This is a genomic window from Deltaproteobacteria bacterium, from assembly GCA_019308995.1.
In the GTDB taxonomy this organism is placed as follows: Bacteria; Desulfobacterota; Desulfarculia; order Adiutricales; family JAFDHD01; genus JAFDHD01.
Genome location: JAFDHD010000002.1, coordinates 1 through 13,717, shown reverse-complemented (window position 1 = coordinate 13,717; position 13,717 = coordinate 1). Strand labels below are relative to the sequence as shown.

12 protein-coding genes are annotated in these 13,717 nt (G+C 52.4%); 4 read left to right on the top strand and 8 right to left on the bottom strand.

Going from position 1 to position 13,717, the window contains the following annotated elements; genetic code table 11:
- Positions 1-46 precede the first annotated feature (46 nt).
- Both JRI95_00670 and JRI95_00665 read right to left on the bottom strand, forming a co-directional pair.
- Positions 47-1,777, bottom strand: coding sequence for a long-chain-fatty-acid--CoA ligase (locus tag JRI95_00670; protein MBW2060054.1), 1,731 nt, complete (start codon positions 1,775-1,777; stop codon positions 47-49).
- A gap of 237 nt (positions 1,778-2,014) precedes the next feature.
- Entirely contained in the window at positions 2,015-3,811 is a 1,797-nt protein-coding gene (locus tag JRI95_00665) for an ABC transporter substrate-binding protein (GenBank protein ID MBW2060053.1), read from the bottom strand.
- Positions 3,812-4,362: 551 nt separating this feature from the next.
- Between JRI95_00665 and JRI95_00660 the strand changes: the two genes are divergently transcribed.
- Positions 4,363-5,442: a sensor domain-containing diguanylate cyclase gene (locus tag JRI95_00660; protein ID MBW2060052.1), complete on the top strand. Its 1,080-nt coding sequence runs from the start codon at positions 4,363-4,365 to the stop codon at positions 5,440-5,442.
- Positions 5,443-5,925: 483 nt separating this feature from the next.
- Here JRI95_00660 and JRI95_00655 read toward each other — a convergent pair whose 3' ends face one another.
- The 6 genes from JRI95_00655 to JRI95_00630 form a co-directional block, all read right to left on the bottom strand.
- Positions 5,926-6,075 (bottom strand): hypothetical protein, encoded by a 150-nt coding sequence (locus JRI95_00655; GenBank protein MBW2060051.1) that lies wholly within the window; start codon positions 6,073-6,075, stop codon positions 5,926-5,928.
- 185 nt (positions 6,076-6,260) lie between these two features.
- Entirely contained in the window at positions 6,261-6,560 is a 300-nt protein-coding gene (locus JRI95_00650; protein MBW2060050.1) for an integration host factor subunit beta, read from the bottom strand.
- Between the two features lie 275 nt (positions 6,561-6,835).
- A complete protein-coding gene (locus tag JRI95_00645; protein ID MBW2060049.1) occupies positions 6,836-7,504 on the bottom strand; it encodes a nitroreductase in 669 nt (222 codons plus the stop codon).
- A gap of 53 nt (positions 7,505-7,557) precedes the next feature.
- Positions 7,558-8,268 (bottom strand): DUF169 domain-containing protein, encoded by a 711-nt coding sequence (locus JRI95_00640; protein MBW2060048.1) that lies wholly within the window; start codon positions 8,266-8,268, stop codon positions 7,558-7,560.
- Between the two features lie 279 nt (positions 8,269-8,547).
- Positions 8,548-8,757 (bottom strand): hypothetical protein, encoded by a 210-nt coding sequence (locus JRI95_00635; GenBank protein ID MBW2060047.1) that lies wholly within the window; start codon positions 8,755-8,757, stop codon positions 8,548-8,550.
- A gap of 9 nt (positions 8,758-8,766) precedes the next feature.
- A complete protein-coding gene (locus JRI95_00630; GenBank protein MBW2060046.1) occupies positions 8,767-9,411 on the bottom strand; it encodes a J domain-containing protein in 645 nt (214 codons plus the stop codon).
- 506 nt (positions 9,412-9,917) lie between these two features.
- Here JRI95_00630 and JRI95_00625 point away from each other — a divergent pair.
- The 3 genes from JRI95_00625 to JRI95_00615 all read left to right on the top strand — a co-directional run bounded on the left by JRI95_00625 (position 9,918) and on the right by JRI95_00615 (position 13,596).
- The gene (locus tag JRI95_00625; GenBank protein ID MBW2060045.1) at positions 9,918-10,691 is read left to right on the top strand and encodes a MerR family transcriptional regulator; all 774 of its coding nucleotides are present in this window, start codon (positions 9,918-9,920) and stop codon (positions 10,689-10,691) included.
- A 35-nt stretch (positions 10,692-10,726) separates the two neighbouring features.
- Complete coding sequence (locus JRI95_00620) at positions 10,727-11,791, top strand: NAD(P)H-dependent oxidoreductase (GenBank protein MBW2060044.1); 1,065 nt, start codon at positions 10,727-10,729, stop codon at positions 11,789-11,791.
- A 365-nt stretch (positions 11,792-12,156) separates the two neighbouring features.
- Positions 12,157-13,596, top strand: coding sequence for an amidase (locus JRI95_00615; protein MBW2060043.1), 1,440 nt, complete (start codon positions 12,157-12,159; stop codon positions 13,594-13,596).
- Positions 13,597-13,717 lie beyond the last annotated feature (121 nt).

The window sequence follows — 13,717 nt, the reverse complement described above, 5'->3', positions numbered from 1 at the left end:
TGGCATTTCAAATCAAATGTAAGCTGATCATCGGTAAGGAACTCGTTTAGTCCTCTCTCATCTTCTTCGCCTGGCTCAGGAACTGATCCAGGTTCTTTTTGATCTCTTTTTTATCAAACTTGCCCACGCTGGTTTTGGGTATTTCGTTGGTGATGAGGATATAATCTGGCAGCATCCATGCAGTTATCCTGCCTTTTTCCACACCTTCAGCATCGAGCCATTTGATAATGTCCTCCTCCTTTTCGGTGGCCCCGGGCACCAGGGAGACGATGCCCATGGGCCTTTGGCCCCAGATGGGGTCTGGAATGCCGACGTAGGTGGCTTCCAGGACAAAGTCGGCCGTGGAGGTCAGGTTTTCGAGCAGCACGGTGGGCACCATCTCCGCCCCGCTGCGAATCATATCCGAGACCCTGTCCACGATGGTGATGTAGCCGTATTCATCCTTCTTGGCAACGTCGCCGGTGTGAAACCAGCCGTCATACCAGACCTCAGCGGTCCTTTCAGGCTCTTTATAATACTGCTCCATGACCCAGGGTCCTCTGATCACGATTTCACCGATGGTTTCGTTGTTCTGAGGCACCTCCTTGCCTTTTTCATCAACCACCTGGACCTCTAAACCGGGCAGGGAGAGGCCGGTCTTGACCTTGACCTCGTCCAGTTTTTCCTTGGGCCAGTCCCACATGAACCGCTTCACAAAAGCGACGATAGTGGTCGGCGCGGTTTCGGTCATGCCATAACCGGACCCGGCGGAAAATCCTGGAATCATCTTTTCAGCCTTGAGTTTCAAGCCTAATGGCAGGGCGCCGCCTCCAACGCCAAGGGCCCGCAGACTGCTCAAATCATGTTTGTCTAACAGACCGCTTTCAATGAGCATGGCCAGGACCGTTGGCACCACCCCGGCGCTGGTTACCTTCTCTTTTTCCACTAGTTCGAGGAAGCCATCAATGGTAAACCGGCCAGGCAGCACGATTTTATTGGCGGCAAAAACGGTTCTGAAAGGCGCCCCCCAGGCGTGGATATGGAACAGGGGCGTGTTGATCATGGGAACCGCGTTCTCGCCCAGGTGGATGGCGTCAGGATCGGTATTGAAGTTTAATATGTGTCCCCCGTGCAGTGTGAGCAGATAAAGCTGCCGGTGCGTGAACATAACGCCCTTGGGCAGCCCCGTGGTCCCGGTGGTGTAACAGAGTGTAGCGTATGTGTCCTCATGCAGATGCGGCCATTCGAACTCGGGCGCTTGATCCCTGATCAAGGCCTCGTATTCATAAAGAGGCTCGATCTTGGTCTTGGGCAGCCCCGGCCGGTCTGAAATGTACACGAATCTTTCGACCGTGTCTTTTATCCGGTCGTATATTCCTTCAACAATGGGCAGGAAGATATCGTCGAAGAAAATAACTTTGTCTTCAGAATGATTGATGGTGTGGGAAATGTGGTCCAGGGAAAGCCTGATATTGATCGGATGCAGGACAGACCCGGAGCATGGCACGGCATAATATAGTTCCATGTGGTAATGGTGGTTGAGCGCCATGGTGGCGACGCGATCGCCCGGCTCTCTCGGCTTTCCCGGCTTGACCTTGAAGGAACCCCTCAAAACATTGGCCAGACGGCAGGTGCGCTCGTACCACTCGCGCCAGGTAAATCGGAAATACTGCCCGGTGTCAGGATTTCTATAAACGAGGCCGATGTCGTCCGGATACATGCTCACCGGTCTTTTCATGAAGGTTGTCAGAAGCAGCGGGTAATTAACACTGTACTCAGGATAGGTCTTCACTTCCATTTCTTCCCTTGCTTTTGTTATTTCTTCAGGACCCAATATAAATCACTGCTGGTGAGTAAGGCTCGCCTTAAAATGTACTTATGTTATAAGGCCTTTCGCCGGATGATCGTAGTGGATGAGCGATTTTGTGTCAATTGAAAATCCGGATCATATAAGAAAAAAAGCGGAGCCGTTTATGACTCCGCCTCGGTGTTATCCGTGGATGTTTGATAGTCTTTTTTTAATTTTTTTTTGCGCTCACGGGCGTCCGTCCTTAAACCACAAAGGATGTGAGTATGAGTATAAATTCAGGTCCTTTAAGTACATGTCGTAGTTAAATCCCTGCACAGACTTCCGGTAGGCCATTGCCACCATCTCCCACCACATCCAGACGTCCTCGTAATTTTCGTAGATCGCTTCTTCCAGTTGGTGATAGATTCTGGCCCGCTTTTCCTGGTCGAGCTCTATTCGCCCCGCCTCGATAAGGGGAATAACCTTCGGGTTATTGCTTCGGCCCCAATTGAAGCTGCCCGTGGGGCCATAAAGCCAGTTGACGAATGAGTCAGGGTCTTGAATATAACCGACATCGCCCACGCATAGATCGTATTCGCGATTTTTTCTCTTATCTGTCATGGCAACCGGGTCTAGCGCTTCCACTTTCCAGTTAACGCCCACCTTGGTCAGCATGGCCTTGATGGCTTCGGTTAAGGCCGTGGCTTCGGGTGAATTGCCCATATGACCTTTGAGTTTCAGACCGTCCTTGTATCCTGCGTCAGCCAGAAGCCTTCGGGAAAGCTCAGGGTCATAGCTCAACGGCTTGAGATTGGGGTTGTGCGCCCAGTGGTTGCCCGGGAAGAGGCAGCTGGCTATGCGGCCCAGGCCGAACTGGGTTCCATGAATCAGGGCCTTTCGGTCAATGGCGTGTGAAACAGCTTGGCGCACCCGGATGTCCTGGCACGGCCCTTCGGCATGGTTGAAGCTGAGGGCCCGGACGGTATAGTGAGGAAAGACGTGGACATTGAAATTGGGGTCGTTTTTTATCTTGATGTAAAGGGCCTTATTGACAACCATTGAATCAATCTTTCCGGCCCGCAGGTTGGCGAGTTGTATGGACGGGTCAGGAATAACGGTAGTCTTGACGCCGTCAAAGTAAGGCATATCCGGATGGCCGACGCTGCGGCCGAACCACCAGTTGGGATTCCGTTTGACTTTGACATAATTGCCCGGTCTGGCTTCTTCGAGGATGAAGGGGCCGGTGCCCAAGGGGTAATGATCTGTACTCTTTTTTGCTTCTGCTTTTTTGGCCGCGGCCCTGGCTTCCTCTTCGGCCCTGGCGGCTGCTTTCCTGTCTTCTTCTTTCCCGCTGGCGGCGGCCTGCTTTTTAAGCCTTTTAGCTCTGGCCGCCTCGTTCTTGGCTTCCCGGATGAGCACATCCCCTTTCAAGGCCTCGGCCGATATGATGAAGGCAAAGAAACCGGTGGGAAAGGAAGCCCACGGCTCCTTGGTGCGCCACCTGAGCCTGTATTCATCAACCACCTCGATGGACTTGAAGCGCCGAAGGTCGGCCCGGGTCCAGCATCCGTTCCGCTTGTCCTTCATCCACTCGATCTGGTATTTGACGCTGGCTGCGTTCATGGGAGAGCCGTCGTGAAACTTGATCCCTTCCTTGAACTTCATGATCACGGTCAGGGGGTCCGGGTACTCCCAGTATGCCATGAGCCACGGGTTCTTCTGGTTGTACTTCCCGTCCGTTCCGGTGATTCCCTCATAAAAATGGGAAATGACCGTCCAGTCATTGACCGGCCAGTGGTTGGGGTTCATATAACCGACGTATCTCGCGGCGGCCGTGCGAAAGTAACCGCCCCGCACGGGCTTAGTCGGCCAGTATTCCTGACCCCATTTCATCCAGGTGTATTTATACCTCTTGTCCCAGACAGGTTTACCTCCGGCATCAGAGTATGCTGCGGCCGGGATCATCACGAGAGCCGCCGCTAAAATAAAAACCGTCATGCCCAATATCTTTGCCAGGACAATCTGCATTTTTGTAAAGCTCATCGCTCACCTCCTTATAAATCTGGCACTGTCTCCCTGGAAATTCCATCTTGCCTCTCCTTGTTCGAATCTTTATTCACAAGACATGGTTTCACCCCTTTGTCACGGCCTGATCAACAGGCAGGCAGTGGTTTTAATAAATCATTAATATTATGAAGCGGTCAAGTCTTGTGGGCCAGGCGTAAGAAAAACTGACCCTCGACTAAACTCAAGTCAGCCTCCAGCTAGACGTTGGATTTACTAAAAACAGGGGAAGCCTGTCCCAGAACACACCCAATATATGGACATTCTATCTTGACTTACCACCAGTTATAGTGTATTATAGGGTAAGACTTGACAGAAGAAGGAAGCGTACGATCGGGAAACAACGCTCAAGGGGTCAAGCTTCAAGCTCGAAGGGGATGGCCCTGATCAAGCCTGCGGGCTGAGGCAGGTTCACGAGCTTGTTTTCAGGTCCAAGACATAAAACCTGAACCCTTGATTCCGAGGATAATTTAAAGTACATTAGTGATGCTGGTCGCTTTATTGAATCAAGGACAGAGCAGGTTTGGGTCGTGATTATTTCAAACAGTAAAAACGTTAAAGATATTAATGACATAAATGAATTCATTGAAAGGCTGCGGCGTAACGAGGAGATTGCGCACAAGTTTTTTGAGATCGAAGTCAGCATTCTATCAATCACCAATTTCAAGGACCTGTTTGAAAGGCTGCTCACCGAGATCAGAGATAAATTCGAAATTCCTTATGTCTGGATTTCTTTAATTGGCGAAAACGATGTTGTTCATTTCATCCGGGACCTGGCCTCCTCAGAGGTGCTCAGACAGAGGTTAAATATCATCGAGAAGGAGACGCTTCTCAAACTCGTTGCGGATAATACCAAACCTTTGATTTTCAACGAGGACTTGAGCCACTTTTACCGGCTGTTTCCGCCGCATGAGAAATACCTGATCAAATCGGTTGCGATTGCGCCCATTACACTAAACCACGAGATTATCGGGAGCTTGAATCTCGGCGATCCTTCCAGCACGCGTTACTGTCCGGGCATGGACACGACCCTGCTGGAGCGATTGACCGTTAAGATTTCGTCGTGCCTGTCGAATGTTGCGGCCCACGAAAAGCTCAGGCTGGCGGCTTCCCACGATCATCTCACCGGTCTGCTTAATCGCCGGGTCATGGAGTCTATTTTAGAGCGGGAGTTCAAGCGCGCTCTTCGCTACGAAAGCCCTTTATCGCTGGTTCTTCTCGATCTGGACGGTTTTAAAACTATCAACGACAGATACGGCCATGATGTCGGGGACGAGGTGTTGAGATACGTAGGGAAGCATTTCGCGACGTTGAGCCGCGAAACCGACGTTGTGGCGAGGTTTGCCGGAGACGAATTTGTAATCATCCTCCCGTCCACGACACTCAGCGAGGCTCACAAAAAAGCCGAGCGCCTCAAGACCTTTTTGCAGAAAAACCCCTTGATGCTGGATAGAATCACCATCCCGGTCACTTTCAGTTACGGGATCGCCATGACGCAGGACCCTGGGATACACGACCCAGCCTCCCTGCTCAAGTGGGCGGATGAGATGCTGTATGAGGACAAGAGGCGAAAGGAGAAGGATGGCCGTGTGATTCAGCTGGAGCGGTGAAATTAGACCCCGGACCTTCCCTCAAATCTTATCTGGAACGAATTCCCCCTGAAAAAAAACATTTCAAGCGCGAAAGAGCCGGTCTGCGCCCTGTTCCGGTGGTGAGGCGCAATTCTGAGCGAGCTTCCCAGAGGCTGGTCATGGAAGGAGTATCACAGCCAATTCTTCGGCGCTCCTGATGTTCGACAATCAAGCATTACCTGTATAGCGAGCCGGGCGTCTCCATGCTCAAGGCCGAGGCACGGCCATCTATGTTGTCGAGTTATTTGACTAGGCAGATGAAAAAAAGGAGGAGGAAGGAAGGCCTGGCCTTCCTTCCCCTAAAAGGCAGAGCATCAATCAGTTAAACAGCGGTTTGAGGAAAGAGCAGAAAAATATCCCTCCCCTCGCTGAAAGACGCCTGAAACCTGTTTTTGCTCTTCTGGCTGAAGGGCGTTTTATGCCTTGTTTGTGTTAAAACTGGAGCAATTGCCCCGGCCGGTTCTAGTAAGTAGAAGGCCTATCGGATCCTGGCCCCGCCTTTTCGCTAATGGCTTTGATCGCTGCACCGATGTTAACCAGAAGCACAAAGATACCTACATAAATCATAAGAACTCCGACACTAGCAAGGACGCTGCCAACCACGTCAGTCATTTACTTCACCTCCTTACAAGGAAAGAATGAGCAGGAACGTTTTTCTCTCTCTTTGCCGCGTTTAATTTTAACTCCAACCCTTTCAACCTGTCCCTTGCCTCGGCTTTCCCCAAGGCAAGGGAATTCCCGATAGTTAAGCCGGTTAATTATTGCAGTTGACAATCCCTTTGACCAACTCCCAACCTTTAAAATTTTTTTCTTTCCAGGTTAAAATCGTCCACTCGTTCTTTTAATTCCTTACCCACTTTGAAACTTGGTAGTTTCTTGGGCTTGACCTCACTGGGCTCACCTGTTTTAGGGTTTCGGCCGGTATAACCGTCGTAGCTTTTCACCTTGAACGATCCGAAGCCTCTGATCTCCGCCCTTTCTTCCTGCTTCAGGCCGTCTGCAATGGAATCGAAGAAGTTATTGACGATCAACTCGGCCGTTTTAAGGGTCAGTCCTTCGCGCATAGCCAATTCTTCGATTAATTGAGATTTGTTCATGAATGCTCTCCAACAAAGCTGGCCACCTTTTTTTCTGCCTGCGCTGCGGCGTTTCAATTAAAGCACATTAAGGTCCAGCTTGATTTCATAAGAGGATTGCTTGAATTTTAGGCCGTTTGAGAGGCAAATGTCAAGAAATAATAATAAAAAACCACATATCGTGTTCTGAAACATGGATAATCCTGGAAACAGCCGGTGGAGATTGCCCCCATTTTATGTTTTTCTTATGGTGAAGCCAACGCTTCCATCAAAAAAATTAACAATCGCTAAAGTATCTATTCAAAACCCAGCCAGGTTGTAATGGTTTCGAGAGGCGCTCGTGCGGATTGAACTTTATTTGCCGGGAATTCCCAGTCCGGGTAGCCAATAGTGATACTCCAGTAAATTTGCTTGGCCTTGGGAATACCCGTAAACCGCCTGACCACATCCGAGAACATGGTGCCTTGCGTGGTGATGCAGGTGCCCAGGCCGTAGTTCAGCGCGGTTAGACAGATGGTCTGAGCCAGCCCGCCGACGTCCGAAGCGGCGCGCCGGGGGTCAAGTGAGTTGTCCGTATAAAGAATGAAGGCCGCCGGGGCGTCAAAAAAACGAAAACCTCTCTGCATCCATGCGTTCCGCTTCTCCTTGTCATCCCTGGCGATATCCATCAACTGAAAAATCTGCACCGCGAGCTCAACCTGCCGCTTTTTGTAAACGCCTTGATAAGGCTGGTGCGGGGCATCCGAAGTGGGGGTCTTTCCGGAGATCAACGCCTCGATATTGCCTTTCTTGATGTCATCCAAGGCCTGCCCGGCAACGACGATGATCTCCCAGGGCTGGCTGTTGTCTGCTGACGGCGCGCAAGTTGCGATTTCCAGGATTTCTCTCAGGATTTCCTTGTCAACCGGATCGGGTTTATAACCCCTGACGCTCTTTCTAGTTCGGATGGCCTCGATAAGGTCCATGTGCGGTTCCTCCCGGCGTGATTTCCGCAAGATATGCTTTGCAAGTAATGAAATTATGAGCCTTCAGGAATCTTGAGGAAAGGCGGCAGCTCCGGACGATGCCTCAGGTCAGTCAGGATCGGGTATCTAAAGCCCGCCTTGTGTGTGTCTCCCAGCGCCGTGGCGACCCCTTGGACCTTGTCTCCGGGAATGGTGAAGATGATCTCATGATCCTGGGTTGAGCCGAAGATGCGATCGCCTCCTGAGGGAAGGACGACCCGGCATTCATTACCGCGGACCGTGCCAGCCACGATGTCACCGCAGTCACCCAAGCCGGTGGCAACGGCGGATACGCTCCCTTCCATGCCGCGGCTGGCCGCCTGAGCCAGCCTCATGACTTGGGCGGAGTTCCCGTAAATGAGCACCACATCCGGTTCGAACTCAGCCCGTTCAAGAGCCGCTGACACAAGGTAACTGTACTTTCCAGGCTCGAAACATTTCTCGGCGGAAAAAGGAAATCCCTCGCCGGGTAGTTCCTTCAGGAAGCCCATGGTCGCGGCGCCGCCCAGGCAGCACTGATCATCCTTACCCACGGCCAGTGTCCACCCGAAACGCCTCGACAGGCCCATGGCCTGACACAGGGTCACCGGATATCCCAGGTCCTTGAGCGGCTGCCTTGCTTTTTCCGGAAGATCTTCTTCAGATTGGCACAGCTTGAGAGCCAGGGGAAATGTCTGAGGCCTGATATACTGATTAAGGGCTTCGTTTACTTTTTTAAAATCCATCGTTCCCTCCTTCTTAGGTTTTATTGAGTTAAACCGGGGTGACGAGACCCATAGCCTAACGGATAACGGCATTAATTACCAGCAGAAGACAGCCATCACACCCATAAGCGCCTTTAAACTCAACTGGCCGCCATTTCAAAATCCTAGTCAGAATGGGTGTTTTTGACCTCGAAGCATAACACACCGCCTGGCATCATCGCAACTTAATCCAGCTTAATCCAGCGGACTAGCAGACATGAGCTGAAGAGGAGCCTTAAAGGCTGTATCAGCCTGGCTGGCTTAAATGAAACAGTTGATAAAATGACCGCGAGTCATGAGCAGGCGGGAGGCCTGAGCGGCATTCAGGAAAGGCGTGACACGAGAGGATTTAAAGGCTTCCTGACGCGGGCGGTGCTCAGGATTCTGCCTGAAATCATTCGACGCAATCTCGCTAGTGCCCACAAGGGATAGCTCAAAGCCGGGTTTTTTTTGCGCTTTGGATATCTTCATAACAACCGCCTAAGCGTTGTAAGACCGGGCCTTCCATCCCGGGCAGCAGGAATCGGTCTCAAACTTGACGATCAGGTCCCCCCGGACAGCCGTGAAAGGATCGTAATGACCCCGGCCTCTGAGTCTGTACTCGCCGCGCTCCATGGCGTCAGCCGGGACATTGACCTCGATGATGGTGTTATGACTGATCACGCCCTGTGTTTCGCACCGAGCACAGGCCACGCGTGTAAAACATTGCGCCTGGGGTTGAGTTTCGTAGGAGTGGCCGAGGCCCAGACAGCGGGGGCAGGTTTCTTCCTTTTTCCATGGCAGGTAAAGCCTTAGCCCTGGCTGGGCGGCCGCTAAAGAGACCTCGATCACATAAATCACATTTAAGCCTTCATGGTAGATTCCTTTGAACTGCCATTCATCAGTCTCAGGCGGCCTGAAGCCTGTATAGGAAGCAGCCGGCGCCTGAAAATCGCGTTTGTATCCTGGCAGATTCCCCATCAGGGCCTGGTAGGCCTCATAGACCTCCTGAAACCGGGCCGCATCACCGGCCCCTAACCGGGCTGAATCAGGGTGAAACTGCTTGGCCAGCCGCCGGTAAGCCTGTTTGATTTCACTCGCGCCAGCATTAGGCGCCAGATTCAGGACTTGATAATAGTGTTCCATTTTTCCCCCCTCTAGTTCGGACAACCAGTTGTCCTGAAATAGGGCAAGTCCTGTGCCAGGTTCGATTTTTTATAAAATATCATGTTATTTTAATAAGATACCTTGTTTGAGTCCATATGCGTCCTCCTGAAAAGTGTGCAAACGTATTCACACTAAAGATGGAAAAGAGAACATGAATATAAGAAAGTTCAAAGAAAAAGCAGGATAATCTTGAGGATCAGAAGGCAGGACCTGGGGTTTAAAAACCGACTGGCTACATAACTATTTAATATTAAAAGATATTTTTCTTTTACTTTATTAAGGGTTCAAAGGAGCCTTAACTGTGCATTTGTTTTCACACCAGGTGTGAAAACAAAGGTCCGATCAGATCAGGTCAACCCATCTGAAGAGACCAGGCCACAGGTCAAGGCAGAAATTTTTGTTAAAAAGTGTAAAGTAACACTTGACACATGACAATCAATATGCTAAACAAGTTTTATCAGATTAATATTATGGAAATATTAAATATGTCTGAAACCAAAACCTTAAAACCCTCCGAAAAAAAGAAACCCGTGCCTCCAGGACTCAAGATGAAGGAACTGGTCAGGGCCACCGGTGTGCCCAAGTCAACTATCCTCCATTACCTGAAAGAGGGACTCCTGCCTCTACCGATCAAGACCAGCCGCAACATGGCTTACTACGACCCGGCCTGCGTGGAGCGTATCACCTTTATCAAGCTGATGCAGTCCAAACACCGTCTCCCCCTGGCCGTGATCAAGAACCTGATCAACAAGCAGGAACAGAGCCGGGAGGTTGAGCCGCTGGTTGAGCTGAGCGCGGCCATCTTCGGCCGAGCCGACCAGGAGCTTCTGGACAAGAAGACCTTCTGCCAGGCCACGGGTTTTACGCGGCGCGAGGTGGACGACCTTGTAGGCGCCGGACTGCTGATGCCGCTGGAAAAGGACCGTTTCGACACCGAGGACCTGGCTATCGGCCACACCCTATTCCGGGGTAAGGAACTGGGGATTACCATCGAGGAATCCGCCTTCTATCTCCCTTTGGCCCGGCAGATTGTTGACCATGAGATGGCCCTGCAGGCTCGCCGCACCCAGGACCTCTCCATGGAGGATATGGCCGCCTTTACCCTTGAGATCACCAAGTCGGCCAGGGCCCTCAGGGCTTACATCGTGGACCGGATTTTTCAGCACCGCATCATGTCCGGGAAAGGAGAAGGCGGGCCGGGAGAAAAAAATAAATCGGCCCACGGCCCTAGCTGCTTGGTGAGGCACAGGGCCTTATGACCCAATAACCCTAAACATCGAAGGAGAGGAAGAGCATGAAAATACTTGCTATTAATTCCAGCGCCCGCTCTGGAGGGCAGAGTAAAACCGAAATGATGTTGACCGCTTTGGTCAAAGGCATGCGCGAGGCTGGGGCTGAGGTCGAAGTCGTTAACCTGCGCCAGAAAAACGTCAAGTACTGCATCGGCTGTTTCACCTGCTGGACCAAGACCCCCGGCCGGTGCGTTCACAAGGATGACATGACCAATGAGCTGTTCCCCAAATGGCTTGAGTCCGATCTGGTTATCCACGCCACGCCCCTTTACCACTACACCATGAACGCCGCCATGAAGACCTTTATCGAGCGGACGCTTCCGGTTAACATGCCGTTTTTCGAGGAGCGCAACGGCGTCACCAGCCATCCCCCGCGGCATACCCAGCCATCAGTGGTGATGATTTCCGTGGCCGGATTCCCCGAGAAAAGCGTTTTCAATCAGCTCAAATCCTATGCTAATTACCTTTTTCACGACAGGCTCGTGGCTGAAATCTACCGGCCAGCCGCCGAGTTTATGACATCGGGGTTATTTATGGAAGAGACCAGAGACATACTCGAAGCCACCGAGCAGGCCGGCCGGGAACTGGTAAAGTCCATGAAAATTTCCCCTGAGACCATGGCCCGGATAACCCAGCCGGTCGGTGATTTTGAATCCATCGCCCCCATGGGCAACCTGATGTGGAAGACCTGCATTGCCGAAGGGGTAACCCCCAAGGAGTTCAATCAGAAAGGCATGATCCCAAGACCTGACTCCATTGATACCTTCATGACCATCCTCAAGATAGGGTTCAATCCCGAGGCCGCGGGCGACATGAAGGGTGTCTTTCAGTTTAACTTTTCCAGTGAGGTGGAAGGCTCATGCCATTTCATCATTGATCGTGGAAACATAGAAGCAGTATCCGGCCAGAGCGAGAACCCCGACCTGACCATCGAGGCCCCTTTTGAGGTCTGGATGGATATCATGACCAACAAGGCCGACGGCCAGGAGATGCTTGTTCAGCAGAAGTACCGGACCGATGGCGACCTGGCCCTGCTGATGAGGATGAATCAGCTGTTTGGCAGATAACACTCTGGGGTAGAGTTTTTTTGTTCAATTTTAAGGTCTTTCTCATTGTGCCCCTTTTCTTACAAGGGGTGCGGGCGAGCGACGATAGACCAGGGGGGCACGATGTTTGTGCCCTTTCCCACAGGGCTGGATTTTAGTTATTGACAAGCTGCACTATTGCAATAAAAATTGAACCATAATACTATTTATAATAGTTAGTCGGTGAAGGAGGCAAGCGACAGGTATTTATAAAGACACAGCATAACAGGATTTCTGAGGACGTGATCAACCAGATTTAGGAGGCTAATCTCAGCGGTCAACTTGGGCCGGAGGTCTGCCTCCCGGCGGAACTGGAACGCTGACTTTTAATGAAAGGAATGACAGCCATGTCGAGTCATGACGAATTTGCTTTTCTTGACGCCACAGCCCAGGCGGAACTGGTGCGCTCGAAGGAGGTTCAACCCATCGAGCTGGTCGAGGCGGCCATTGAGCGTATTGAACGTTTGAACCCGAGCCTTAACGCGGTCATCACGCCGATGTACGACCTGGCGCGTGAGGCGGCCAAAGGTGAAATCCCTGACGGGCCGTTTACCGGGGTGCCTTTTCTGATGAAGGACATCGGGGCCTATTATGCTGGGGTGCGCATGGCCATGGGAACGGCCCTCCTGCGTGATTTTGTGCCTGATCATGACAGTGAACTGACAATAAGGCAAAAAAAGGCCGGTCTGATCTCCCTGGGCAAAACTAACACGCCGGAGCTCGGCCTTCTCCCCACGACCGAGCCTCACCTCTTCGGCCCCAGCCGTAACCCCTGGAACACTGAGAGGACCACCGGCGGTTCCAGTGGGGGTTCGTCCGCGGCGGTCGCTTCGGGTCTGGTTCCCATGGCCCACGCCAATGACGGCGGCGGCTCCATCCGCATTCCAGCCTCCTGCTGCGGGGTCTTTGGCCTGAAACCCAACCGGGCGCGCAACTCCCTGGCCCCTGATTTTGGTGATATGTTCTCCGGCCTGGTCATTGAGCATGCTGTCACGCGCTCGGTGCGTGACAGCGCCGCCCTGCTAGACGCCACCTCAGGCCCGGTTGTCGGCGACCCCTACTGGGCGCCGCCGCCGGCCCGCCCTTTTCTTGAGGAGGTCGGGGTGGATCCCGGACGGCTGCGCATCGCCTTTACCACTGCTGCGGTTACCGGAACACCGGTGCATGCCGACTGCCTCGCCGCGGTGCGTGACGCGGCCGTGCTGTGTGAGGAGCTGGGACATGAAGTGGTCGAAGCGGCGCCAGCGACTCCAGGGGGTGAAGAGATGTTCGCGCAGGCCTTCACCGTTCTGTGGGCCGGAGGGTTGGCTTCGACCATCAATGGAATAGCCCTGCTAACCAATCAAACCCCTCAGCCAGATAATTACGAGCCGCTTACCTGGGCCCTGTACGAGCAGGGGCGTCAGTTTAGCGCCTCGGACTACCTTCTTTCGATACAGATGCTGCAAAGGGTTGCTCGCGATATCGCCAAATTTTTCGTGGATTACAACATACTGCTCACGCCGGTGCTGGGTGAGCCGCCCGTTCCTATCGGCACCTTTGACGCGCCAGAGGAAAATCCCATGCAGGCCTGGGAGCGCGTGGTTCAGTTCGCCCCCTTTACGGCCACCTTTAACGCCACCGGGCAGCCGGCCATGTCAGTGCCGCTTTTCTGGAACGAGGAAGGTCTTCCGGTGGGTGCTCATTTTGTGGGGCGCTTCGGCGATGAGGCTACCCTTTTCCGGCTGGCGGCCCAGCTTGAACAGGCCCGGCCCTGGGCTGACCGCCGACCGCCGGTTTCTGTATGATCCTGGGGGAACCCTTTTTTTGAAAAAAAAGGGTTCCCCCAAACCCCCTCCTAAAAAAACTAACAAGGCTGCGGCTGCCAATGCAGCCGCAGCCTTCTAAATAATTTTTGAAAAAGATTCC

Excerpts from the sequence above, each read along its gene's own strand:
- JRI95_00620 (MBW2060044.1), top strand. The coding sequence starts at position 10,727 with ATGAAAATACTTGCTATTAATTCCAGCGCCCGCTCTGGAGGGCAGAGT.
- JRI95_00635 (MBW2060047.1), bottom strand. The coding sequence starts at position 8,757 with ATGAAGATATCCAAAGCGCAAAAAAAACCCGGCTTTGAGCTATCCCTT.
- JRI95_00650 (MBW2060050.1), bottom strand. The coding sequence starts at position 6,560 with ATGAACAAATCTCAATTAATCGAAGAATTGGCTATGCGCGAAGGACTG.
- JRI95_00655 (MBW2060051.1), bottom strand. The coding sequence starts at position 6,075 with ATGACTGACGTGGTTGGCAGCGTCCTTGCTAGTGTCGGAGTTCTTATG.
- JRI95_00630 (MBW2060046.1), bottom strand. The coding sequence starts at position 9,411 with ATGGAACACTATTATCAAGTCCTGAATCTGGCGCCTAATGCTGGCGCG.
- JRI95_00625 (MBW2060045.1), top strand. The coding sequence starts at position 9,918 with ATGTCTGAAACCAAAACCTTAAAACCCTCCGAAAAAAAGAAACCCGTG.
- JRI95_00645 (MBW2060049.1), bottom strand. The coding sequence starts at position 7,504 with ATGGACCTTATCGAGGCCATCCGAACTAGAAAGAGCGTCAGGGGTTAT.
- JRI95_00665 (MBW2060053.1), bottom strand. The coding sequence starts at position 3,811 with ATGAGCTTTACAAAAATGCAGATTGTCCTGGCAAAGATATTGGGCATG.
- JRI95_00640 (MBW2060048.1), bottom strand. The coding sequence starts at position 8,268 with ATGGATTTTAAAAAAGTAAACGAAGCCCTTAATCAGTATATCAGGCCT.
- JRI95_00670 (MBW2060054.1), bottom strand. The coding sequence starts at position 1,777 with ATGGAAGTGAAGACCTATCCTGAGTACAGTGTTAATTACCCGCTGCTT.
- JRI95_00615 (MBW2060043.1), top strand. The coding sequence starts at position 12,157 with ATGTCGAGTCATGACGAATTTGCTTTTCTTGACGCCACAGCCCAGGCG.